The following is a 23642-nucleotide window of genomic DNA, read 5'->3' on the forward strand; positions in this document are numbered from 1 at the left end:
CCAATCTTTCTCTGAACAGATAGTGTTCTGGGCGCCGGAGGTCTTGCCGACGGTGATCCCGGTTCGTCCGGCGCTGCCGTTCAGCGCGGACACTCGGGTCAGCCTCAAGCTGGGCGAGTTGACCGCTGGAGAGCTACGGCAAGCGCCCGATGGCTGGTACGCCGTGCTGTTTCTGCGCGGCGTCGAACACCGCGTGTGGCTCAGGGAAACACCGGTCATCGCCGAAGCCTATGCGGTTGAGCTTCCACTCGATCGCGACTTTGAATTTCGTGCGCACGCAGCACGGCGGCTTTGGCGAGCCCTGAACGACCGTCCAGCGGGACCGCCGTTGCATGTATTTTCCGCGCAGCGCCGCCGTCGCCTGGCGCTCGCGCTCCGCGCGCTCGATGCGCGGATGGATGGCGGTACTTACCGCGAAATCGCGCAAGTCCTGTTTGGTGCCACACAGTTTCCCGAACGCGCCTGGAAAACCCACGACCTGCGTGACCGAACGATCAGACTCGTTCAAACCGGCTTTGCCTTGATGCGCGGTGGCTATCGCGCGTTGCTGCGACCACCATCCCGCAAGAAATAGAGAAGTCGACCGGGTATCGAAAATCGATCCCCCGTTCTTCGCCATCCCCCTTTGCGGCATTTCTCCGCGATCGTAGCCGCCGACGCGCCGTCATCCGCGACGGCGCTCCAGACGATCACGGAGCTTTTCCAATGTCCGATCCGAACGCCGGCTTGCCGCCGCGTTACCTGCGCACGCCCGAAGCTGCTCGGTTCCTCAGTCTCTCGGGCCGGACGCTGGAGAAGCACCGGACCTACGGCACCGGCCCCGCCTATCGAAAGATCGGCGGTCGCGTCGTCTACGCGCTCGACGATCTCAAAGCCTGGGCCGACCGTGGGACCAAGACATCAACCTCCGATCCCGGCAACGGAACGGTGCTGCCGGCCAAACGGCAGGCCGCGCCCATTCCTTACGCCGGCAAGTCGCGGCGCTGACGCAAGCGGAGTGCAATGTGTCAGCATCCCGAAGACATCGATCAGAGCGTGACCAGCTCGACTTGTTTCGCGCATTGCCCGGCGACCTGGCGCCGCGCGACGCGCAGGATTTGATGGCCTATCCATTCTTTTCATTGGCGAAGTCCAAGCGCGTTACACCGATCGATTTCCGCGCCGGGACCATCACCATTCGCGTTGAAGCCGTGCCGGAACACGGCATGGCGACAATCTGGGACGCGGACGTTCTGATCTGGGCCGCCTCGCAAATCGTGGAGGCCCGCGATGCCGGCTTAAAGACGTCCCGTCTGATGGCGGCAACGCCATACGAAATCCTGACCTTTGTCGGTCGGGGCACCAGCGTGCGCGATTACGATCGTCTCAAGGCTGCGCTCGACCGGCTGCAATCAACCACCGTGATGACATCCATTCGTCAGCCGACGGAGCGCCGGCGGCATCGTTTCTCCTGGATCAATGAATGGAAGGAGACAGCCGATGTGCACGGCCACGCCAGAGGACTCGAACTGATCCTTCCGGATTGGTTCTATTCAGGCGTACTGAACGAAGCGCTCATTCTGACGATCGATCGCGCCTACTTCGACCTAACGGGGGGATTGGAGCGCTGGCTCTATCGCCTGGTGCGCAAGCACGGCGGTCGCCAAGAGGGCGGCTGGAGTTTTGACCTTGCGCATCTTCATGCCAAGTCCGGCAGCCTCTCACCGCTCAAGCATTTCGCCTACGACCTGCGCGAGATCGTCCATCGCCAGACATTGCCCGGCTACCGGCTTGTCATCACGCATGACCCAGGCGGTGCAGAGCGACTGAACTTCGCGCCCGTTCTGATCGATGCCTTAGCGGAGCGGTTACGCAAACGCGGGCTCGTTCCTCCGTCAGGAGGCGCTCTGTGAATCATCTCGTGCTATCGGGGACCGCGACTGTCGTGCCATCGGGGACCCGATCCTCGTGCTATCGGGGACCAGAATCGCAGCTAACTCGTTGGCGCTCAATACCTTGTCCGCTCCGTAACTTTCCTAACCTGGAATCCTTCGGATTCCTTCTAACGGATTGCGCCTACGGGTGGGCTGTGGATAGCGCGCGGGCCGCAAAAGCCACATACACCCGCCCGGCGATCGCGTGGCCAAAGCTGCTGCCAACAAGAGGTCGTAGCGGGCACAGAGTCTGGCTTTCTCGAATCTCCCTCTACAAACTCCGGAGGACGACGTGACTGATCTCACGACGGTCGAGCTGTTGTGGCTCGAAAAGCGCATTGAGAACCGGATTCGGTTCGGCCGTGCGGTGGCGGAACGGATCATCGACCGCCGCCGGCGTATCCTATCATTCGCGCCCGGCACTGTCTTTGCGTTCGTTCGATGGGCGTCCAACGACTTCAATACGGTCACGTCGCGTGTCGACATTCTGCGCGCCGCGACGCCCGGACAGCGCTATTCAACGGTACCTTGGGTCACGCCCGGTGGTGACATTTTGTTACGGCTAACCGGCTGGCCGAAAGTCGAGCGTGTGCTGCAATTGATTGACGCAGTGGAGGCGCTCGACATCCATCCAGCCGACGTCGCATTCGACTATTGGCATCACGTCCACAACCGCTTGTCGGTGAATGAGACGCCGCGGCCGTACACCCGCGGGCGCCATCAGGCATGGCTGCGTCGGCGGAGAATCGCGCCATGAGAGGCCGGCCGGCGACAATTCTGATGACGTTCGCAGCTGTGGCTCTTGTCCTGTCGACGATGGGAGAAGCTACGCCAATCTACATTTGGAACGCTTCCAAGAGCATTCCAATCGGACTCTACAAGGTGCAGCCCGTCGGCAGGCTTACCGTTACCGAACTCGTAGCTGTCCGGCCACCCGAGCCGCTTGCGTCCTTTCTCGATCTGAACGGCTATCTGCCGATCGGCGTTCCCATGCTCAAACGCGTGCTAGCGCTTCCGGGACAGACGGTCTGCAGGAAAGGGCTGACGATCTCCGTCGACGGGATCGACGTGGGAAATGCGCTCTCACGTGATAGCCGCGGCCGTCCCTTGCCTGTCTGGCAGGGGTGTCACGTCGTTGAAGCGGACGAGCTCTTTCTCATGAACTGGCAATCGGACGACTCACTGGACGGCCGTTACTTTGGCTTTGTTCCGAACTCTTCCGTCATCGGCAAGGCACTGCCTGTGTGGGCCAGGGAGGAGTGATCGTGATTGTTCACCCTGAAAAATCTCGCATTCCTCTGTTCGATCGAACGCAGCACCATTCCTCCGTCCCGACCATGCCTGTGACGGCCATCGCGCGTAGCGGCGGTCAAGGGCGGCCGCCAGGCCGGCGCGATAGCGCTTCACCCTTGACGGCGGCGAGCACGATGGCAGCCTTGCCATCTCTCGGGGCGATAGCGTGCACAGTCGCGATTTTCGTATCACCAATGCTGTTCAGCGTTGTAGCGCATGCAGAGCGAGCGCTGTCTGGCACGCATCGTGCGAACAGTCCACCTGTCGATCCCTTTGCGGGCTTCATCACCGAGGCGTCCAAACGCTTCGCCGTGCCGGAGCACTGGATACGGTCAGTGATGCGCGTCGAGAGCGCCGGCGTAGTGCGGGCGCGATCGCGAAAAGGCGCCATGGGACTGACTCAGATCATGCCGGCGACATGGACCGAGTTGCGCATCCGCTATAATCTGGGCACCGATCCCTACGATCCACACGACAACATTCTGGCTGGCGCCGCATACATCCGCGAACTCTACCAACGATTTGGCGCGCCGGGTTTCCTCGCGGCGTACAATTCCGGGCCGACACGCTACGAGAACCATCTGGCGACCGGCCGATCGTTGCCGGATGAGACCAAGGACTACGTTGCGATACTCGCGCCACTGATCGGGGGAAAACAAGTAAACGAGAAGATTGTTGCCGTCGCCGCTTCACTCAAATTGGCTCGTTCACCGCTATTCATTGTGCGTTCTGCGAGCAGTTCCTCCGACAATCGCCCATCGCCTGGTGCGCGACCAGACCGTCCGTCAGACGTTCGTCCTGTTGTCGATCTATCCGCTCTCGTACCGCAGTCGGGCAACTTGTTTGTGCATCATGCCAGCGAGGCCCGATCGCAATGATCCAGATCGTGCTTCATCGCAATTGGTCGTTTGTCATTGCGTGTTCTGATGGGATGCGGTGGGTGCGGGGAGATACCAGCCACGGATGGCAAGATAAAAGCCCCGACCTTCGTCTGGGGCATGTGGTTGGTTGGATTGAGAGTTTTGGGCATTGGGGCAGGGGTAACCGCCGGCGCCTATTTCGCAAAGTTCAACGAATTCAATTCATCGAGCGCCATCGGTCATGGTTTTACGGATGTCGACGACCGTGACGGTACGAGACGACGAGATCAATGTTCGGCCCGGTCGCATCCGGCACGGAAACCGGGGCGCCAAACGACCAAAAAGCTTCGTCGGCCAGGTCATGCGGGCCGCCAGGAAGGCCGGACATGCGGGCAAGGAGTTTGGGCGCAGCAGGAGTAGGCGTAGTTCGACGTTTGGACGGGGCCGGCGTGCCGCGCTCTCACTTGCCGCGCGTTCACCAGATCGGCGGGTCGTCGTCATGGCTCGGATCGTTCGCCATCAGGGCAAGCGATTTCGCTCGGCGCCTCTTTCGAAGCACGTCGCGTATCTCAAACGTGAGAGCGTCACCCGCGATGGCGCCGACGCGCGAATGTTCGGTGCGACCACGGAGGATGCCGACACGAAGGCCTTTGCGGAGCGGTGTGAGGATGATCGGCATCATTTCCGTTTCACAGTTTCGCCCGAGGACGCGACCGAGATGGCGGACCTCCGCACCTTCACCCGCGAATTGATGGCCGATGCCGAGCGTGACCTTGGTACAAGGCTGGACTGGGTCGCGGTGGATCATTGGAACACCGATAGTCCTCACGTGCACGTCCTCGTGCGCGGCCGCGCCGATGATGGCAAAGACCTGGTCATCAGCCGTGACTACATCAGCCGCGGGTTCCGAGCCCGTGCTGAAGAGCGCGTCACGCTGGAACTTGGCCCGCGCAGCGAGCAGGAAATTCGCTCCGCCTTGGAAAAGGAAGTCGAGGCCGAGCGCTGGACCGGACTCGACAGGGTGCTCCGTGGCGCTGCGGATGATGGAGGCGGTGTGGCTGATCTCAGACCAGGCGCCCGCGACAGCGATCCCGAACTTCGGAGGTTAATGATAGGACGAGCCGCCAAGCTCGAGCGACTCGGTCTGGCCGAGCAGGTCGCTCCCGGATGCTGGACGTTGAAGCCTGGAATTGAGGGAACGCTGCGAGATCTCTCGATCCGCGGGGACATCATCAAAACCATGCATCGCGCGATCACAGGTGCCGGACGGGAGCCCGACTTGACAGGGTTCGCCTTGCACGGTGACCAGGTCGCCTACCCGGTCCAGGGTCGGCTCGTAACTCGGGGGCTTCATGACGAACAGAGAGGGACCGCCTATGCGGTTATTGACGGTGTCGATGGACGCACACACCATCTCATTTTCTCCGACCTTGAGGTGACCGGAGACGCCAAACCCGGTGCGGTGGTCGAGATGCGCGCCTACGAGGACGGGCAGGGGCGCAAACGCTCCTCGCTCGCGACCCGATCCGATCTGACGATTGAGGCGCAAGTCACAGCACCCGGTGCAACGTGGATCGATCGCCAGCTTCTCGCAAAGGAAACGACCCTGAGCGGAAGCGGATTTGGCGGAGAGGTGCGGGAGGCGATGGATCGTCGCCTCGAACATCTGGCCGGCGAGGGGCTCACTCGCCGACAGGGACAGCGGGTCATCTTCGCCCGAGATCTACTGGACACATTGCGGAAACAGGATCTGACCGCCGCCGCAACAAAGCTTTCCGCCGAGACTGGACTTACCCACCGTCCGTCCATCGAGGGCGAACATGTCACCGGTGTCTACCGTCAACGTCTCACGCTGAGTTCGGGTCGCTTTGCGATGATCGATAATGGGCTCGGTTTCCAGCTGGTGCCATGGCGACCCGCTTTGGAACAGCGACTTGGCCAGCAGGTCAGCGGCGTATCGGCGCCGGGTGGAAGCGTCGATTGGAGTTTTGGGCGTAAACGCGGATTGGGATTGTAGGCCGCAGTTGATGTGCCGACCGTCCGAATTGTACGCCACCACAGCGCTCCGCACTCCTTACGCGGTTCCACTCTTGTCTATCCCGGGTGCCATCTCTTGATCACTGGTATGTCCGCGACCAAGATCCTTTGGGGCCAGATCATCGTAGTCGTCACAATCGTGCTCGTCACCATGTGGGCGGCGACGCAATGGGTGGCGTGGAAACTTGGCTACCAACCACAGCTCGGACAGCCATGGTTTGAACTCGTGCCGGGCGTGCCGATCTACCTCCCGCCGGCCTTCTTCTGGTGGTGGTACGCCTACGACGCTTACGCGCCGCATGTCTTCGTCGAGGGAGCTTACATCGCGGCGTCCGGTGGCTTCATCTCAATCGCAGCCGCCATTGGAATGTCGGTATGGCGGGCACGCGAGGCGAAGATCGCCGCAACGTATGGCTCGGCCCGCTGGGCGACGGCATCGGAGGTCCGTGTCGCTGGTCTCGTGGCGCCAGACGGCGCCGTGCTTGGCCGACTCGAGGACAACTACCTGCAGCACGATGGCCCGGAACATGTGCTGTGCTTCGCGCCAACCCGGTCCGGCAAGGGCGTCGGCTTGGTGGTGCCGACCCTGCTGACATGGCCGGGCAGTTGCATCGTGCACGACATCAAGGGTGAGAATTGGACTCTGACATCGGGCTTCCGCGCCAGACACGGTCGCGTGCTGCTGTTCGATCCGACCAACACGAAGTCGGCGGCGTACAATCCGTTGCTGGAAGTGCGACGCGGCGAATGGGAGGTGCGCGACGTCCAGAACGTCGCCGATGTCCTGGTGGACCCGGAAGGGTCGCTTGAACGGCGGAACCATTGGGAGAAAACCAGCCACGCGTTGCTGGTCGGTGCCATTCTCCACGTCCTCTATGCCGAGCCGGACAAGACGCTGGCGGGTGTTGCCGGCTTTCTCTCCGACCCGAAGCGGCCGATCGAGACCACACTTCGGGCCATGATGACGACGGCGCATCTTGGTGAAGCCGGACCGCATCCGGTTATCGCCTCCGCCGCACGGGAACTGCTCAACAAGAGCGAGAATGAGCGATCCGGGGTGCTTTCAACCGCCATGTCGTTCCTCGGGCTCTATCGCGACCCCGTCGTGGCGAAAGTGACCCGCCGCTGCGACTGGCGCATTCGCGATCTGGTCGAGGGCGATCGACCTGTGACCCTCTACCTGGTCGTGCCGCCATCCGACATCAGCCGGACTAAGCCACTCGTGCGTCTGATCCTCAATCAGATCGGTCGACGTCTGACGGAAGATCTGCACGCGAAGGGACGCCGCCATCGGTTGCTGCTGATGCTCGACGAGTTTCCGGCTCTCGGCCGGCTCGATTTCTTCGAGTCAGCGCTGGCGTTCATGGCCGGATATGGCCTCAAGAGCTTCCTGATCGCCCAGTCGCTCAACCAGATCGAAAAGGCCTACGGACCGAACAACGCCATTCTCGACAATTGCCACGTGCGTGTGTCCTTTGCGACCAATGACGAACGGACCGCGAAACGCGTCTCTGATGCCTTGGGAACTGCAACCGAGATGCGGGCGATGAAGAACTACGCCGGCCACAGACTCAGCCCTTGGCTCGGCCATTTGATGGTCTCACGACAGGAGACGGCGCGACCGCTGCTGACGCCCGGCGAGGTAATGCAGCTCCCACCCGACGATGAGCTGGTCTTGGTCTCAGGTGTGCCCCCGATCCGCGCCAAGAAGGCGCGCTATTTTGAGGACCCACGGTTGACCGAGCGCGTGCTGGCGCCCCCTGCTGCGATTGAGCGAGACGGTGCTCCCTCCGTCGATGATTGGAGCCTATTGCCGGTTCCCGCTTTCGGAGCAGACCGCGAAGTCAGGTCCTCGACCGAGACGCAAATCAATGATCCCGCAAACGGTGGCATCCGCCGGGAGCCGGAACTTCCCGAACACGAGGAGATCGTTCCCGAGCAGGCGAAGCCGGCGCCGGAATTCGTCTTCGGGGAAGACGAGCCCGATGATGATGCGGAGCGCGCTCGCGCGCTGCGCCAACAAGCCCGGGGGATCGCGCGACAGGCAGCGCTGGATCCTGGCGATGGCATGGAGCTCTGAGGCCAGCGATGCGAACCAAGCACACCTTTCGCCTCCCGCCCGATCTCGCCGGTCAACTCGCCGACTACGCCGATCGCAAGCGCGTGCCGCAGGCACTGGTGGTTGAAACTGCGCTCTCTTCGTATCTGTCACCAGACAATTCTGAGCGGATGGAGGCAGCGCTTGGCCGCCGGCTCGATCGTTTAACGCGACAAGTCGAGCGACTGGAACGGCACGTCACCATCTCGAACGAAGCATTGGCGCTGTTCGTTCGTTTCTGGCTCTCGGTCACGCCACCGCTGCCGGATACGGCCCAGCCGGCCGCCCAGGCCAAAGGCCGAGAGCGCTATGAGGGATTTGTCGAGGCGCTCGGACGCCGGCTGGCCAAGGGGCAAAGCCTGGCCCAGGAGTTATCTCAGGACGTGGGCGCCAAGGATGGTGCATCCGATCGAACAGATAGCTCCTCCTAGGCGATCCCGCCTTCGCTCGGCCTCTCTACATCAAGGCGCCACACCCGGATCGGCTCATGCTGTGCGTATCGCGTGCACGCGTGAGCGTTACGCTCGAACTTTAGAAGGCAAGTGCCGCTAGGTCTGGCGTGTACCATGTGCGCGCTGACTATCTGGCGATCGCCTCCTGATATTGGGTAATGGACGATCCCGCGGAACGGTGGTCGCTTGTGCTGCCACGGCTCCGCTGTTAGATCGGAGCACGGCTCCCGCATTGAAATCGTCGTGTTCGCAGGCCGAGCGCTTGATGCGAAGCGGGCGCGACATCAGATGCTCGTCGCGAATCTGTCTGCGCTCGGGGTGTGGGCATGCCGAATGCGAATCAATTTGCACTTCTGGCCAAGGCTCATCGGCATGTGAAATCCGCAATTTCGCTTTGCCGCCTCTTTGTCACTATCCAGTTTCCAACGCCCATTCATTCCAAAAACGCCTATTTGTAGTTTCCAAAAATTCACGGGCTCCGGCGTGCCGCGCTTGGCCAAATGAAAGCAATTCTTAAGTGCGACTTATGCAGATTGTGCGCCGGCATATCGCTGCCACGAAGCGTAATCTGAAAGTCCCGAGATGCGCGTTAGATCATTCTTCATCGGCTGCATGTCGATTGCGGCGGCTATTGCCCTGGTGGTTGCCGGCAAGCTCGTCTTCATGGACTGGAGCAGCTACACGGCGCAGACAGCCGCTGGAGAGGCGATCGCCAGTGCGGCCTCCCTGATGAAGATTCCCGAGCAGATGACCGTCGAGCGCGGCGCCTACCTGGTGGCGCTTGCCGCCGATCCGCCGGCTGATGTCGCGGTGCGCGATCAAATCGGTAAGATCCGCGCGGCGACCGACATTGCCATCGCCGCGGCCATCGAGACCGTCAAGATTGCGGGCTATGCCGGTGCCGACACGCAGGGCGGCAAGCTGACGGGCGTCGCCGCCGACATGAAGAGACTCCGCGACGCGATCGATCCTATGCTGGCAATGGCGAAGAAGGAACGCGACCCGTCCTTCATGACCTCCCTCGCCGACGAATTCCAGAAGATGTACGCGCAAGTCGATGCGATGGTCGATACCGTCGACGCCGCCGCCGCACGGGCCGATGGCGCACTCGCCGGCTATATCGGCGTTGCGCGCACCAGTTGGAGCATGCGCGACCGCGCCGGCCGCCGTGGTACTCTTTATCTCGCCTCGATCAGTTCAGGCGCGCCGATGGCGGCCGCGACCATCGAGCAGATCGCCGAAAACGCCGGCTACATCGACCAGAGCTGGGCGACGATTACCGCCGGTATTCAGCGCGCGAACAATCCGTCGGCGCTGATCAGGGCGGCCGAGACGGTGAGGGCAAGATATTTCATCGACAACGCCGCAGTCTATCAGAAGGTCATGGCGGCGGGGCGAGGCGACGGCAAATATCCCTATAGCATCGCCGACTATCGCCGGGCGCATGGCCCGGGCCTCGACAGTATCCTGCTTGTGCGCGACGGCGCGTTCGAGGCCGCCAAGACACTCATCGCCCGCCAGCGCGATGCCGCCCTGTTCGAACTGATGGTCGCGCTGGGAGCGCTTGCCCTGGTCGCCGTCGTGCTTGCCGGCGTCGTGATCGTCTTCACCCGTCGCGTTGTGACGCCACTGATCGAGCTCACTGGCGCGATCACCCGCATCGCCGACAACGATCTCGCAGTCGAGGTTCCGGCGCGCGGCCGCGGCGACGAGATCGGCGCGATGGCCGCGGCGCTCGAGACGCTGCGCCTCAATGCCGTCAAGGCGAGGGAACTCGCCGGCGAGAGCGCCGCCCAGCAGCGGACCAGGCAGGCGCGTGCCGAGCATATCGAGACCGTAACCGGCGGCTTCGACCGGGCGACGGCTGCGCTGATCGAGGACGTCCAGGCGGCGGCACACAGCATGAGTACGCAGGCCGACAACACCGCGCAGATTGCCCAGTCGGTTGAGAACCGCGCCGTCGCCGTCGCCGCCGCCGCCGAGGAGGCTTCCGTCAACGTCCAGACCGTCGCGGCTGCCACCGAGGAGCTGTCCGTCTCGACCCAGGAGATCGGCCGCCGCGTCGAACAATCAGCCGCCATCGCCGGCAAGGCCGAGACGATCGCGACGCAAGCCTCGCAGGAAATCGGCAGCCTCGCCGCCGCCTCCGAAAAGATTGGCGAGGTCGTCAAGCTGATCCAAGACATCGCCAGCCAGACCAACCTGCTCGCTCTCAACGCTACCATCGAGGCGGCGCGCGCCGGCGATGCCGGCAGGGGCTTCGCCGTGGTCGCCACCGAAGTCAAGGCGCTCGCCAGCGAGACCGCCAGGGCGACCGAGGAGATCGCCAGCCAGATCGGCAAGATTCAGAGCGAGACCACGATCGCCGTCGGTCGCGTCAAAAGCATCGTCGAGACGATCGGTGACATCAACCGGCTGAGCGGTGAGGTTCGCGCGGCGGTCGGTCAGCAGAGTACCGCAACCAGCGAGATCGCGCGCAACGTCCAGCAAGCCGCCGAAGGTACCCGTCTGGTGACATCGCAGATCGCCGATGTCAGTAACGAGATGAGCCAGTCGGGCGCTGCCGCCCGGACCATGCAAGACACGGTCGGCGCGCTCTCAGCCAAGGCCGAGACGTTGACCGGCCAGATCTCCGGCTTCCTCAAGGAGGTCCGAGCGGCCTAGATATGACTTTCAGCGTGCAGGCTTGGACCGTGAACGCGCTCTGCTCTCTCCCTTGTGCACGCGAGATGATCCGTGAGAGAAGACGGCCGACATTGCGTATTGAGCTACTTCGGTAACGCATTGCCGAAGACTAATCAGCATGGCACGTCTGTCGTCTTCACGGTGTACGAAGCAGAATGGCAGCGCTGGAAGCGGCGGATTGCTGCGAAATTCAACCAATTCGCCACGGTCGACCCAAGGGCGCATGAACGCTTGGGGGAGGAAGCTTAGGCCCACATTGGCCATCGTGAGACCGACGATCGCCATCAGACTGTTGCTGGCGACGATACGCTGCATGTGCAGCCCCTGTCCGGCCGCCCAGGTGTCGAAAGCTTGCGTCAAACCTGAGCCCTCGGTCATCGTGATGACCGGGTGGCGTGAAAGCTCCTTGGCGTTCATCACGGTTCCGGGCCGGATGCGCCCGGGTGCCGCCATCCATGCGATGCTTACCTGATCGATCGTGTGGGAGGCGATGTTGGACTTCTCCGCTGGTCCGGGCACAATTGCGCAGTCGAGCTCACCGCGCATGACTTGGCGCTCGAGTTGCCGTCCCAAATCGACATGGAGCTTCAAAACCAGATTTGGGTGATCCGTGTGCATGCGGGCCACGAATCGCGGCAGCCATGTGAGGGCGCCGAGTTCGCTCACGCCGAACCGGCAGGTCCCCGTGAGCGCGGGCGAGGTCTTCAGAACCGTGCGAACGCTCTGCTTTAAGCCCAGCATCTGTGAAGCAACAGGCAGGAGTCGCTGGCCGGCCTCGGTAAGCTGAGCCTTTCGTCCGGAGCGATCGAAGAGTTCAGCTCCCGCCCAGCTCTCGAGTTCTGCGATTCGCTTCGACAGAGACGACTGAGTGACGTGCGCTCGTTGCGCGGCTAGCGCGAAACTGCCGAGCGTGGCGGCGAGATGGAAGGCCTCGAGCTCTTTGAGGGTCATGGCTTGGCCTCTGCTGTGCGCCGGGTTGGGCCGAAAGCCTGTGGCTGAGTTCGCCTGGATCCGGACTGTGTCGATTTTTCGATGAATGGCAAGTCGAAAATGTCGCTTTCTTCATTTCCGGTTCGACGGCTAACGTCAATGTGAGAGTTGCTGTCGCTCTGGCGGTTGCGGACAAGTCGTCCCGGACGCCGGTGAGCTGGCAGACCCAATGAGGCGGGAGGCGTGCCGGGATGCCCTGGCAGGATCTCTCGTCCACGGACATGGGAGGAGAGTAGATGGCCAGCATCAAACGCAACGCGCTCGCTCCGTCCGTCGATGAGGCCGTGCTTGCCGCGTTCCGCAAGCTCGCAACGCCCGCGATCAGCGACAATCTCGATCGCATGCCGGGCATCGTTGGCCTGCGGCCCTTTCACCAGACCGGGAAGCTCGTCGGCACCGCGCTGACCGTGCAAGTGCGCGCCGGCGACAACCTTGCGATTCACCAGGCTCTCAACGAGGCGCGGCCCGGCGACGTCATTGTTGTTGACGGCGGCGGCGACGTCAGCCGTGCTCTCGTCGGCGACATCATGAAGGCGATCGCGGAGAGCAAGGGCGCAGCTGGATATGTGATCGATGGGGCGATCCGGGATGCCGTCGCGTTCATGACGTCGGATTTTCCTTGCTACGCCCGAGCGGTGACTCATCGCGGGCCATACAAAGTGGGGCCCGGCGTCATCAACGGACCCGTCTGCGTCGGAGGCTGGACGGTCAACCCGGGAGACGTGGTGGTTGGTGACGAGGATGGGGTGGTCACGTTCCCGCCGTCTATCGCCCCCTCCCTGATCGAGGCGGTTCGGGCGCAGGAGGCGCGCGAAACCGAGGTCCTCAAGATGATCCGTGAAGGACGTTACGACGGCCGCTACGGCAAGCCGCCGGCCTGACGACGCAACAGGTTCTGAACAGCAGCCGGCGAACGTCGCGAGAAGGTGGCCGGCGTCAAGACGGCGTGCGTCGCGCCGGAGGAGACGACCATCGTGAGCTCACAAGCAACAGTTGAAGCGCCAATCGATATCGCAATGCCTCGGCCCGCCAGGAGCGGCTTCCGTTGGGTTGTTCTGACTCTATGCTTCCTGATCTATCTCGTAGCCGGCGCTGACAGGGCCAATATCGGCGTCGTCATTCCGTATATGAAAAAGGATTTCGAACTTTCCAATACCGATATCGGCGCGATCGCGAGCCTGTTTTTCTTCGGATACGCGATCATCCAAGTGCCCTTCGGCTTGCTGTATCAACGCTACGGCGTGCGATGGATGTTCAGCCTTTCGTTGCTCGCGACGTCGGTCGCGACCCTGTTCATCGGCTACACCGGCAGCGCGTTCCAGCTGAAGGTCGGCCGCACGGCGCTGGGCTTCGCAGAAGGTCCCATCAACATCGGCATCCTGACGGTGATCAATCGCTGGTTTCCACCCCAGGAGAAGGGCACGGCAACGGGCGTGTTCATGGCCTCGATCAAGGCTGCTCCGGCCTTGGTGCCGCCGATCTGCGCCTTGATCATCTATTATTTCGGGTGGCGCGAGGTTTTCTACATCTTTGCGGCGCCGGGTGTCCTGCTTGCCGTGGCGTGGCTGGTGTTGGTCAACGATACGCCACGTGCGAGCCGTTTCTGCTCGGATGCGGAGATCGACCACATCGAATCGAAGCAGCTGGCAAGTTCGGTCGGAACCAGTGCTTCTGGCCGTACCAAACCGATGCCTCGCCTCGACCGGCTGATCCGCGCCCGCGTCTGCGAGCCGCTATCGACTACACGGGACGTACTCACCTCGTGGGACATATGGGCGTGCGCGGTTGGCTATTTCTTCATGGTCGGGATCGCCTACGCAATCATGACCTGGGTGCCGACCTATCTGGTGAACGTAAAGAAATATCCGCTCTTCGCGATGGGGTTCGTCGCTTCCACGCCGTGGATCGGCGCAGTTCTGGGCAACGTGATCGGCGGTGTTATCTCGGACCGGCTTCTTGGTGGCCGCCGCAAGCCGATGATGCTGCTTACGGCGGCCTCGACCATCGTCACGATGTACGGGCTGATCTATTCGCCGGCCGACCCCTGGCTGTTGGCGCTGCTGTTCACGGCTACCGGAATACTGCTCAATCTCGGCTACTCGACGTTCCTGGTCTACCCGATGGGGCTCACCACCCAGGAGAAGACTCCCCTTGCGGCGGCAATCGTCAACACGGGCGGGTCACTCGGCGGCGCGTTCGCGCCCTTCGTCGTCGGGGTCGTTCTCGACTGGGCGAGCTGGGATGCCGTGTTCCGCTTCCTGGCATCGACCTCGCTGCTGACGTTCATTGTCGTCCTAACCATGCGCGAGCCGCTGGCAGCACCCTCCGAGCAGGCGATCAAGGCCTGAGCACCCAGGCCGAACTAAATCTGCTCGCCGGTTCGGCGGGTGCCTGACCCTCGTTCAAGGAGAGAACATGTCTGAAGATAGCCATCCGGGTCTTTCACGCGGCCTGACAAATTATGGCGACAGCGATTTCGCGCGGTATCTGCGCCTCGCCAATGCCCGCTCGATGGGATACTCGACGTCGATGTTGCGCAAGCCGGTGGTGGGCATCGCGTCCACCTACAGCGAGTTCAACAACTGCCACCGCAGCGTGCCGGATCTCGTAAAAGCGGTGAAGCGTGGTGTCCTGGCAGCCGGCGGGCTGCCGCTCGAGTTTCCGACGATCTCGCTCGGTGAACCCTATCTGAACCCGACCGCGCTGTTCTTCCGAAACCTTATGGCGATGGACACGGAGGAGATGGTCCGCGGCCAGCCGATGGATGTGGTCGTGCTCATCGGCGGCTGCGACAAGACCGTACCGGCTCAGCTCATGGGCGCATTGTCGGCCGGCCTCCCGGCGATACAGTTGGTCACGGGCCCGCAATCCACCAACCGCTGGCGCGGCGAACGCCTCGGCGCGTGCACGGATTGCCGTCGCTTTTGGGGGCGATTCCGGGCGGGCGAATTAAATCAAGCTGGGATCGACGAGGTGGAGGGCCAACTCGTCGCGACCGCCGGCACTTGCGCGGTGATGGGAACGGCTTCCACGATGGCGTCGCTCTCGGAGGCACTCGGTATGATGCTGCCCGGGACTGCTACCATCCCGGCCGTCCATGCCGACCGCCTACGCGCCGCCGAGGCAACCGGCGCCGCGGCGATGAACCTGCTACGCGCCGGCATCCGCATTGGCGACGTCATTACCGAGAAATCCATCGAGAACGCAATACGCGTGCTGCTCGCCATTGGTGGTTCCACCAATGCCATCATCCACCTGACCGCCATCGCTGGACGCGCAGGAATCAAGGTCTCGCTCGATCGGATGAACGAGTTGTCCGACACGACGCCTGTGTTGGTGGATCTGAAGCCTACCGGGCCCTTCTACATGGAAGATCTCCACGAGGCGGGTGGAATCGGCGCAGTGCTGCGCGAGTTGAAGCCGCTTCTTCATCTCGACTGCATGACCGTAACAGGTGAAACGCTCGGGCAACGCCTCGCGGCGGAAGCTCAATATGTTGACCGCAACGTCGTCCGCGCCCTCGACGCACCGCTCCAACCCGTGGGCGGACTTGTGGCCCTGTTCGGCTCGTTGGCACCACGAGGAGCCATCTTAAAGCGGGCGGCGGCGGATCCGGCTCTGTTCGAGAAGGAGGCTCGCGCCATCGTGTTTACCTCTTTGGAGGACCTCGCGGCGCGGATAGACGATCCAGATCTCGATGTGGAGCCCGACGACTTTCTCGTCTTGCAGAATGCCGGGCCGCTCTCTCCCACCGCGATGCCGGAGGCAGGTTACCTGCCGATCCCGCAGAAACTGGCCCGCGCCGGCGTCAAGGATATGGTCCGCATTTCGGACGCGCGCATGTCGGGAACAGCGTACGGCACGATCGTGCTGCATGTGACACCGGATGCGGCCTCCGGAGGACCTCTCGCCTTCGTCAGGACCGGTGATCGTATTCGTATTTCAGTGGCGGACCGTCGGATCGATCTGTTGGTGGATGAAGCAGAGCTGGCGCAGCGACGGCAAACTACAAAGCTTGCGGCCTCTGTTCCATCGCGAGGCTATGCGCGTCTCTTCCATCGTGAAATTCTTCTGGCAGACGAAGGTTGCGACTTCCGCAGCCTGACGGCGCATCCCACGCGCGATTGACCGAATTACAGATCCCTCCGAGCGTCGTGAACAGCGCCGGCAGATTTGTCGATGTGCGGATTTGGAGTTGAACACGCAGGGATCTCCGAATGGCACGCCCCCATCGCATGGGCCTCGCCGTGGCGGCTGACTAAAGAAGCAGCCACGGCGCCCACAAAAAGAGCTATAGAGCTCTTGTGCAGTTGCTCCGTTTCATCCTAGGTTTTTCGGCACCGGCAATGATGCCGCGCTCCGGGGACGTCAGGATGATCCAGCTCTTCACGTGGCCGACACCAAATGGCCAGAAGGTGCAGATCATGCTCGAGGAGATCGGCGCGCCCTACGGCGTCACACCGATCAACATCCTGCGAGGCTCGCAGTTCGCGCCGGATTTCCTCGCGATCAGCCCAAACAACAAGATTCCCGCCATCACCGACGATGAGGTGCTGCGCGAAGGGATGCCGGTTTCGGTCTTCGAGACCGGCGCAATTCTGCTCTATCTCGCCGAAAAATACGGAAAATTTCTTCCCGACGATCACATCGGCCGCACCGAGACGCTGGAATGGCTGTTCTTCCAGTGCAGCAGTCTCGGGCCGATGCTGGGGCAGGCCACACATTTCCGGCGCTATGCCAAGGAGAGCGTCGCCTATGCGGTCGAGCGCTACACTACGGAGGCAACGCGTCTCTATGGTGTGCTGGAGCGGCGGCTTGCCGGGCGCGACTGGATCGCTGGTGGCGCCTACGGCATCGCCGACATGGCGACGTTTCCCTGGATCTGCCGGCATCGCCGTCAGGGGCAGACGCTGGATGATTTTCCCGCGGTCAAGGGCTGGCTCGCCAGAGTCTCCGAACGTCCCGCCGTCGGACGCGGCATGGATCTGCTGAAAGACGTCGCGATCGAAACACCGCTCGACGAGCAGGCCCACCGGCAGCTGTTTGGCGCAAGCAACGCCGCTGCATCCTCGCAAAGCTGAGGACGAACAATGGAAAGTCTGGCCTCGCAAACGACCCCGGAAACGATCGCGTCCGCGATCTTCTCGGCCAACAAGCTCGGTAGCGGTCTGATAGCGTTCGAAGCCGCTGATGGAACGATGGTCTCATATCAGGAGAGCCTGCTGGCCGTGGGCAAGTTGATCGTCTTGCTCCGGAAGCTTGGGCTGACGTCCGCGGACCGGGTCGCCTTCATGGCGCCGAGGGGCCCGCTTGGCGTCATCGGATTTCTCGCGATCTCCTCGGTGGCGATGTGCTGCCCGCTCAATCCTCGGCTCAAGGCTGACGAGCTCGAGGCCACCATCGAATCGATGCATGTCACGGCGCTGGTCGATGTCGGCGCGAATTCCGTGGCGCAGCAGGTGGCCGAAGGGCGCGGCCTGCCCACTCTCAATCTGGCGGCACAGACGCGCGGACTCGAGGTCGATGGTGCGTCGCTGCGGGCACGTCCGGTCCTGAGCTCCGATCTCGCTGATGTCCCCGACGTCGCGCTGATCATGCAGACCTCCGGCACGACGTCGAAGCCGAAACTGGTCGCGCTCACGCACAGGAATATCCTCTCCGCCGCCAGCGCGATCCGCGACGCATTCAGTCTGAATGAGGCGGACAGCTGCCTCAATCCTATGCCGCTGCATCACGTCCACGGCTTGATCAGCGCCAGCATATCTTCGCTTCTGTCGGGGTCGCGCGTGATCTGCACCGACAATTTCTCGACCGTCGAGTTTGAGCGGATCCTGCAGTCGCGCCGGCCGAGCTGGTTCACCGCATCGCCGGCGATGCACCTGGCGACGCTGGAGCATTACAAAAATACTGGCCGAGCGCCGCCGCGCGGATGCTTGCGTTTCTTCAGGTCGTCGTCGGCGCCACTGCCGGCATCCGCCATCGGCGAACTGGAGCGATTGTTCGACGCCCCGCTGGTCGAGACCTATGGGTTGACGGAAACGGCCTCGATGATCTGCTCCAATCCGTTGCCGCCGGGCATCCGCAAGCTCGGCTCGGTCGGAATCGCCTTCGGCGCGGACATTCGGATCGGGGACGAAAGTGGTGACACGCTGCCGGCCCTTGGGAACGGCGAGATCCTGGTGCGCGGCCCGAGCGTCATCACCCATTACGGCGTCAGCGATACGCCGGTGCCGAACACGTTCTTCAACGACTGGCTGCGCACGGGTGATGTCGGCTACATGGACGAGGACGGCTATCTCTTCATCGTCGGCCGCACCAAGGAACTAATCAAGCGTGGCGGGCTCTCGATCTATCCCGCGGAAGTCGACAATGCGCTGACGTCGCACCCCGGCGTGGCCGAAGCTGTCGCCTTCTCGATTCCGCATCCGACGCTGGGCGAAGAACTGGTCGCCGCCGTCGTCGCGCGGGCCGATGCGCGGCCGACCGACGCCGAGCTCCGCGCTCACATCGCCCGGCAGCTCAGCACCTACAAGGTGCCAGCACGCGTGCTGGTCATCACGGCGATCCCGAAGAACGAGACAGGCAAGATTCTGCGCAGAGAGATGGCGGCCAGTCTGGCGGAGCATTTCCGCCCGCAAAATGTCGCGCCGCGATCCGCCGTCGAAGCCACCTTGCTCGAGGTCTGGAATCGCGTGATTGATCGAGGCGATTTCGGCGTCACCGACAACGTCTTCCTGCTTGGCGCGGACCCGCTCAGGGCAGAGCGCTGCGCGGAGATTCTCAAGTCCGCCCATCACCTCGCGGTATCGACGCGCGAGATTATGGCCAACCCCACGATCGAGCAGCAGGCGGTGCTGCTGTCGTCGAGACTGGTGGCTTCGCTGTGACGATCACCGCCGCGAGCGCCACGACGACCCGCGAAGGTCCGGTCCTCATCGTCACCATCACGCGCGTGGAACGCGCCAATGCGCTGCACTCGGCGGCGCATTTCGAGCTGTCGCGGATCTTCGACGCATTCGAGGCGGACCCGACCTTGCTGGTGGCGATCATTACAGGCGCGGGTGAGACCTCCTTCAGCGCCGGCAACGATCTAAAAATGCAAGCCGAGGGTGGTCCCATGGAGCGGCCCCCGACCGGGTTCGCCGGCCTGACCAAGCGCAGCAATCGGACGAAGCCGGTGATTGCCGCGGTGAACGGCGTCGCGCTCGGCGGCGGCTTCGAAATCGTGCTGGCCTGCGATCTCGCCGTGGCCGCGCCGCATGCGCGCTTCGCGCTGCCCGAGGTGAGGCGAGGTCTGGTTCCTCTGGCCGGCATACATCTGCTGCCGCGCCAGGTCGGATCGAAAGCGGCCATGGCGATCCTGCTCGCGGGCAAGTGGCTGACGGCATCCGAAGCACTCGCGCTCGGGCTCATCAATGAAATCTCGGCGGAGAACGGCGCGCTGGATGCGGCGAAGAAGTGGGCCGGGCGCGTCCTGCGGGGATCACCGCAAGCGATCGCCACCTGCCTGGATATCGTCGAGCGCAGCCAGCGCACCCCGGATGTGCAGGACGCCTTGGACGGAGACTACGAAAGCCTGCGGAGGCTGAGAGCGAGCCCCGATTTTATCGAAGGGCCGAAGGCGTTTTCCGAGGGGCGGGATCCGGTCTGGTCGCGCGGAAAGGAAACGAACTGATGGCGCCGAGCAAAGCGAACGAACAGCCGGATGGGATCCTGCCCGATATCGTCGTAGCTTTCGACAGGGCGCAGCGAACCGGCCTGCCGAAGGTCGCGCAAATCTGCGATGCGATCTCGAACCTCATCGCATCGGGTAAGATCAAGGAAGGCGCCAAGCTTCCCGGCGAGCGCGAGCTTTCCGCGGCACTCAAGATCAGCCTCGGAACGGTGCAGAAGGCGCTCAATCTCCTGATGAACGACGGGGAGCTGGTCCGCGACCATGGCCGCGGAACGTTCGCGAAGGCCAACCGGCACGCCATGCGAGAGCTGTGGCACTATCGCTTTCGCGATACGGCAGGTGCCGGACTGCTGCCGGTCTATGCCAAGGTCGTGGAGCGCGTGCTTGTCAAGCCGGAGCCGATCCTGACGGCCTCACTGGGTGAGGACGAGCGCGGATATATCCGCATCAGTCGCGTTATCAACGTCGGCGATCGCTTCACATGCTGGAGCGAAATGTTTCTCTCTGCGACTCGGTTCGACCGGATTCTGACGCTGCCGATTTCTGATGTCGAAAGCGTCAACCTCAAGCAATTGCTCAACGAGGAATTTAACGTTCCGACCTTGGCTGTGCACCAGACTGCGACGATCCTGAATCCCGGCAAGACCATCTGCAGGCAGCTCGCAGTCGCCAAAGACTCGCTCTGCCTGCGGCTCCAGGTGATCGCGACGAGCCGCCGCCGCGAGCCGATCACGTTCCAGAAAATCTATGTCCCGCCGGTCGAATACGAAATGGAGCTGACGGAAGCTCCGTTCGAAACGGCCAAATCGCTAGCGGCATAACCGCCCGCCCCACCGAAACCCAAAAGAAGGACTGCCAGCATGGTTCGCTCAGGAGGAATGCCCGGCGATGTGTTGGGGCGCGCGATCAGGAGCTTGCGTTCTGTCGTCGGTGCGGCGACGGCGGTCACGCTCGTCCTGGCCGCGACCGGCGGAAGCGCCAGCGCCGAAACGGCCAAGGTCGTGCTGCAGTTCGGCATCTCCTATCTGCCGCTGTCGGTGATGCAGGCGGAAAATCTCTGGGAAAAGCGTGCCAAGGAGCTCGGCCTCGATCTCAAGGTGGAATGGCAGAATCTGGGAAATGGTGGCGCGTTGAACGATGCCATCCTGACGGGATCCGCCGATCTGGCGGCCGGCGGCCTGGCGCCGATGATGAAGCTCTGGGATCGCACGCGCGGCAACGTCAAGGTGCGCGGCATCGCCGCGTTGAATTCGTCGTCGTTGCTGCTCGTCACCAATCGCCCCGACATCAAGAGCCTGAAGGATTTCAAGCCAGACGATAAAATCGCGCTATCTGTTCCCAAGGTCTCATATCAGGCCGTGGTGCTGCAGATGGCAGCCGAAGAGCAGTTCGGTAAAGGTCAGTTCGAAAAGCTCGATGCGCAGACGGTGTCCATGAAGCATTCGGACGCCGTGGCAGCCTTGCTGTCGCCGCGCAGTTCGATCGCAGCCTATTTCGGCAGTTCACCTTACCAGGAAGCCGTGATGAAGCGGCCGGGAATCCAGAAGGTTCTCACCTCGTTCGATGTGCTGGGAGGCCCCACAACCTTCAGCGCCGTGTGGTCCGCGACCTCCTTCGTCGAGAAACGGCCGGTCGCCTACAAGGCGTTTCTTCTCGCGCTCGACGATGCGGTCAAACGCATCGCGAACGACAGGCCTGGCGTCGTCGACGACTACATCAAGGTCACGAACACCGAGGAGAGCGAGCGGGAATCCCTTCTCGCCATCGTCAATGATCCCCAGAATGTCTACACGCTGGTGCCGCAGAACACGGAGAAATTCTCGGAATTTCTAGCGCGGACAGGTTTCCTCGACAACAAACCAGTGTCCTGGAAGGATTATTTCTTCCCCGGCATCTATCCACTTGGGGGCAACTGATGTTGGTCCGCGACAACCAGATGCAGTTTCAACAAGAGTTTGCCGCAACGCAGAATTCCGTCCTGCTCGACGTCAAGGACGTCACGCTGCAATACGCTTCGCGGACTAGCCTCGTCACGGCGACCTGGCGCGTCAGCTTCAACGTTCAATATGGTGACCGCTTCATTCTGCTCGGCCCCTCAGGATGCGGAAAATCCTCGCTTCTGAAGGCGATTGGCGGGTTCATCCGGCCGGTGGAGGGCAGCATCACCCTGCAAGGGAAGCCGATCACCAAGCCCGGCCCCGACCGCATGATGGTGTTCCAGGAGTTCGATCAGCTGTTCCCCTGGCGTACGGTGATAGAGAACGTGATGTTCCCAATGACGGTGCGGCCGTGGTCGAGGCGTGATTGCCGGGAGCGGGCACGGGAGGCACTCGAGAAAGTGGGCCTGAGCAGCTTCGCCGACGCCTATCCTCACATGTTGTCGGGCGGCATGAAGCAGCGCACCGCCATTGCGCGCGCGATGGCGATGGAACCGGACGTGCTTCTGATGGATGAACCCTTCGCGGCGCTCGATGCTTTGACGCGCCGGCGGCTGCAGGATGAGTTGCTGCGGCTGTGGGACGATCTTCGCTTCACGATGCTGTTCGTGACGCATGGAATCGATGAGGCGACCCGGATCGGCTCGCGCATCCTTCTTCTGTCGCCGCATCCGGGCCAGGTGCGTGCCGAATTCAGCTGCCGGTCCGATTGGGACGCAACCCAGCGGCTCGGTTTGGAGCAGCGCATCACGACAATGCTGGTGGAAGGCACCGAAAAACCTCAGATAGGCGTGGCGTCATGAGCAGCACGTTTGAAAATGCGATTCGGCAGGATTTTGTCGTCGATGTCGTCGCCAAGCCAAACAAGGACTTCGTGGTCAAGCCGCTGGCGATCTGGGAAAGGGTGCTGGATTCCGATTGCTTCCGGCGCGCGATGATTCTGATCGTGCTTGCGGCTGTATGGCAGGCCTACGCGCTCTTTGCCGACAATAACCTTGTGTTCCCGAAGCTGACCGACGTGCTGGTCGCGCTGTGGCGCTCCACGCTTAGCGGCGTGCTGCCGGCGCGCACGTGGAATTCGCTGCAGACACTGCTGACGGGTTATGCGCTCGGCATCGGGCTCGGCGTGGTGATCACGACGGCGGCTATCACGACCCGTCTGGGGAGCGATCTTCTCGCCACGCTGACCGCGATGTTCAATCCGCTTCCCGCGATCGCGCTGCTGCCGCTCGCGCTCCTGTGGTTCGGTCTGGGGTCGGGCAGCGTCCTGTTCGTGCTTGCGCATTCGGTGCTGTGGCCGTTCGCGCTGAATACACACGCTGGCTACCAGGCGGTCAGCGAAACGCTCCGTCTCGCTGGTCGCAATTGCGGCCTACCGCCGCTACAATATGTCATCCGCGTGCTGATGCCGGCAGCGCTTCCGTCCATCATCGCCGGCCTGAAGATTTCATGGGCCTTCGGCTGGCGAACCCTGATCGCCGCGGAGCTGGTGTTCGGCGCGTCCTCGTCGGGTGGCGGCGTCGGCTGGTTCATTTTCGAGAAACGCAACGATCTCAAGATTCCGGACGTCTTCGCCGGCCTCCTCGTCATCGTCCTAATCGGTCTGTTCATGGAAGGCGTCTTTTTCCGCCTGCTGGAGCGGAACACCGTTCGCAAATGGGGAATGGTCCGCTCTGTCTGACGCGAAACCTCGCAGGCGACC

At 62.5% G+C, this 23642-nt stretch carries 21 protein-coding genes; 20 read left to right on the top strand and 1 reads right to left on the bottom strand.

Annotated elements, in window-relative coordinates; all coding sequences use genetic code 11:
- The first annotated feature begins 52 nt into the window (after positions 1–52).
- From UB31_RS38980 to UB31_RS39025, 10 genes are all read left to right on the top strand, one after another.
- Positions 53–574: a DUF2285 domain-containing protein gene (locus UB31_RS38980; RefSeq protein ID WP_502691328.1), complete on the top strand. Its 522-nt coding sequence runs from the start codon at positions 53–55 to the stop codon at positions 572–574.
- 131 nt (positions 575–705) lie between these two features.
- Positions 706–987 carry a helix-turn-helix transcriptional regulator gene (locus UB31_RS38985; RefSeq protein WP_045014610.1) on the top strand — a complete coding sequence of 94 codons (282 nt, stop codon included), beginning with the start codon at positions 706–708 and terminating at the stop codon, positions 985–987.
- Positions 988–1004: 17 nt separating this feature from the next.
- On the top strand, positions 1005–1892 hold the full coding sequence (locus UB31_RS38990) for a replication initiator protein A (protein WP_045014611.1): 888 nt from the start codon (positions 1005–1007) through the stop codon (positions 1890–1892).
- 313 nt (positions 1893–2205) lie between these two features.
- On the top strand, positions 2206–2670 hold the full coding sequence (locus tag UB31_RS38995; protein ID WP_045014612.1) for a DUF2840 domain-containing protein: 465 nt from the start codon (positions 2206–2208) through the stop codon (positions 2668–2670).
- Positions 2667–3176 carry a S26 family signal peptidase gene (locus UB31_RS39000; RefSeq protein WP_045014613.1) on the top strand — a complete coding sequence of 170 codons (510 nt, stop codon included), beginning with the start codon at positions 2667–2669 and terminating at the stop codon, positions 3174–3176. Before UB31_RS38995 ends, UB31_RS39000 begins: the two co-directional genes overlap by 4 nt.
- A gap of 224 nt (positions 3177–3400) precedes the next feature.
- Positions 3401–4084, top strand: coding sequence for a lytic transglycosylase domain-containing protein (locus tag UB31_RS39005; RefSeq protein WP_245306143.1), 684 nt, complete (start codon positions 3401–3403; stop codon positions 4082–4084).
- A 235-nt stretch (positions 4085–4319) separates the two neighbouring features.
- Entirely contained in the window at positions 4320–6083 is a 1764-nt protein-coding gene (locus tag UB31_RS39010; RefSeq protein WP_045014753.1) for a relaxase/mobilization nuclease domain-containing protein, read from the top strand.
- A 108-nt stretch (positions 6084–6191) separates the two neighbouring features.
- The gene (locus UB31_RS39015) at positions 6192–8183 is read left to right on the top strand and encodes a conjugal transfer protein TraG (RefSeq protein ID WP_045014614.1); all 1992 of its coding nucleotides are present in this window, start codon (positions 6192–6194) and stop codon (positions 8181–8183) included.
- Positions 8184–8191: 8 nt separating this feature from the next.
- Positions 8192–8632 (top strand): CopG family transcriptional regulator, encoded by a 441-nt coding sequence (locus UB31_RS39020; RefSeq protein WP_045014615.1) that lies wholly within the window; start codon positions 8192–8194, stop codon positions 8630–8632.
- 603 nt (positions 8633–9235) lie between these two features.
- The gene (locus UB31_RS39025; protein ID WP_082078805.1) at positions 9236–11317 is read left to right on the top strand and encodes a methyl-accepting chemotaxis protein; all 2082 of its coding nucleotides are present in this window, start codon (positions 9236–9238) and stop codon (positions 11315–11317) included.
- 9 nt (positions 11318–11326) lie between these two features.
- Here UB31_RS39025 and UB31_RS39030 read toward each other — a convergent pair whose 3' ends face one another.
- Positions 11327–12289 carry a LysR family transcriptional regulator gene (locus UB31_RS39030; RefSeq protein ID WP_050044950.1) on the bottom strand — a complete coding sequence of 321 codons (963 nt, stop codon included), beginning with the start codon at positions 12287–12289 and terminating at the stop codon, positions 11327–11329.
- Positions 12290–12564: 275 nt separating this feature from the next.
- Between UB31_RS39030 and UB31_RS39035 the strand changes: the two genes are divergently transcribed.
- From UB31_RS39035 to UB31_RS39080, 10 genes are all read left to right on the top strand, one after another.
- Positions 12565–13209 (top strand): RraA family protein, encoded by a 645-nt coding sequence (locus UB31_RS39035; RefSeq protein ID WP_045014617.1) that lies wholly within the window; start codon positions 12565–12567, stop codon positions 13207–13209.
- Between the two features lie 135 nt (positions 13210–13344).
- Positions 13345–14676, top strand: coding sequence for an MFS transporter (locus UB31_RS39040; protein WP_045014755.1), 1332 nt, complete (start codon positions 13345–13347; stop codon positions 14674–14676).
- A gap of 67 nt (positions 14677–14743) precedes the next feature.
- On the top strand, positions 14744–16456 hold the full coding sequence (locus UB31_RS39045) for a dihydroxy-acid dehydratase (protein WP_045014618.1): 1713 nt from the start codon (positions 14744–14746) through the stop codon (positions 16454–16456).
- A gap of 245 nt (positions 16457–16701) precedes the next feature.
- Positions 16702–17409: a glutathione S-transferase family protein gene (locus UB31_RS39050; RefSeq protein WP_045014619.1), complete on the top strand. Its 708-nt coding sequence runs from the start codon at positions 16702–16704 to the stop codon at positions 17407–17409.
- 9 nt (positions 17410–17418) lie between these two features.
- Positions 17419–19215: a non-ribosomal peptide synthetase gene (locus tag UB31_RS39055; protein WP_050044951.1), complete on the top strand. Its 1797-nt coding sequence runs from the start codon at positions 17419–17421 to the stop codon at positions 19213–19215.
- A 2-nt stretch (positions 19216–19217) separates the two neighbouring features.
- On the top strand, positions 19218–20003 hold the full coding sequence (locus UB31_RS39060) for an enoyl-CoA hydratase-related protein (RefSeq protein ID WP_045014757.1): 786 nt from the start codon (positions 19218–19220) through the stop codon (positions 20001–20003).
- Positions 20003–20824: a GntR family transcriptional regulator gene (locus UB31_RS39065; RefSeq protein WP_045014620.1), complete on the top strand. Its 822-nt coding sequence runs from the start codon at positions 20003–20005 to the stop codon at positions 20822–20824. Before UB31_RS39060 ends, UB31_RS39065 begins: the two co-directional genes overlap by 1 nt.
- A 39-nt stretch (positions 20825–20863) precedes the next feature.
- Entirely contained in the window at positions 20864–21919 is a 1056-nt protein-coding gene (locus tag UB31_RS39070) for an ABC transporter substrate-binding protein (protein WP_082078807.1), read from the top strand.
- Complete coding sequence (locus UB31_RS39075) at positions 21919–22743, top strand: ABC transporter ATP-binding protein (RefSeq protein WP_082078810.1); 825 nt, start codon at positions 21919–21921, stop codon at positions 22741–22743. Before UB31_RS39070 ends, UB31_RS39075 begins: the two co-directional genes overlap by 1 nt.
- Positions 22740–23621 (top strand): ABC transporter permease, encoded by an 882-nt coding sequence (locus UB31_RS39080; protein WP_082078812.1) that lies wholly within the window; start codon positions 22740–22742, stop codon positions 23619–23621. Before UB31_RS39075 ends, UB31_RS39080 begins: the two co-directional genes overlap by 4 nt.
- Positions 23622–23642: the final 21 nt, after the last annotated feature.

The sequence above is a fragment of the Bradyrhizobium sp. LTSP849 genome, from assembly GCF_000938255.1.
Classification (GTDB): Bacteria; Pseudomonadota; Alphaproteobacteria; order Rhizobiales; family Xanthobacteraceae; genus Bradyrhizobium.

Coding starts and splice junctions, on each gene's coding strand:
- UB31_RS38985 (WP_045014610.1), top strand. CDS start 706: ATGTCCGATCCGAACGCCGGCTTGCCGCCGCGTTACCTGCGCACGCCC.
- UB31_RS39000 (WP_045014613.1), top strand. CDS start 2,667: ATGAGAGGCCGGCCGGCGACAATTCTGATGACGTTCGCAGCTGTGGCT.
- UB31_RS39005 (WP_245306143.1), top strand. CDS start 3,401: ATGCTGTTCAGCGTTGTAGCGCATGCAGAGCGAGCGCTGTCTGGCACG.
- UB31_RS39010 (WP_045014753.1), top strand. CDS start 4,320: ATGTCGACGACCGTGACGGTACGAGACGACGAGATCAATGTTCGGCCC.
- UB31_RS39015 (WP_045014614.1), top strand. CDS start 6,192: ATGTCCGCGACCAAGATCCTTTGGGGCCAGATCATCGTAGTCGTCACA.
- UB31_RS39020 (WP_045014615.1), top strand. CDS start 8,192: ATGCGAACCAAGCACACCTTTCGCCTCCCGCCCGATCTCGCCGGTCAA.
- UB31_RS39025 (WP_082078805.1), top strand. CDS start 9,236: ATGCGCGTTAGATCATTCTTCATCGGCTGCATGTCGATTGCGGCGGCT.
- UB31_RS39030 (WP_050044950.1), bottom strand. CDS start 12,289: ATGACCCTCAAAGAGCTCGAGGCCTTCCATCTCGCCGCCACGCTCGGC.
- UB31_RS39035 (WP_045014617.1), top strand. CDS start 12,565: ATGGCCAGCATCAAACGCAACGCGCTCGCTCCGTCCGTCGATGAGGCC.
- UB31_RS39040 (WP_045014755.1), top strand. CDS start 13,345: ATGCCTCGGCCCGCCAGGAGCGGCTTCCGTTGGGTTGTTCTGACTCTA.
- UB31_RS39045 (WP_045014618.1), top strand. CDS start 14,744: ATGTCTGAAGATAGCCATCCGGGTCTTTCACGCGGCCTGACAAATTAT.
- UB31_RS39050 (WP_045014619.1), top strand. CDS start 16,702: ATGATCCAGCTCTTCACGTGGCCGACACCAAATGGCCAGAAGGTGCAG.
- UB31_RS39055 (WP_050044951.1), top strand. CDS start 17,419: ATGGAAAGTCTGGCCTCGCAAACGACCCCGGAAACGATCGCGTCCGCG.
- UB31_RS39065 (WP_045014620.1), top strand. CDS start 20,003: ATGGCGCCGAGCAAAGCGAACGAACAGCCGGATGGGATCCTGCCCGAT.
- UB31_RS39070 (WP_082078807.1), top strand. CDS start 20,864: ATGGTTCGCTCAGGAGGAATGCCCGGCGATGTGTTGGGGCGCGCGATC.
- UB31_RS39075 (WP_082078810.1), top strand. CDS start 21,919: ATGTTGGTCCGCGACAACCAGATGCAGTTTCAACAAGAGTTTGCCGCA.
- UB31_RS39080 (WP_082078812.1), top strand. CDS start 22,740: ATGAGCAGCACGTTTGAAAATGCGATTCGGCAGGATTTTGTCGTCGAT.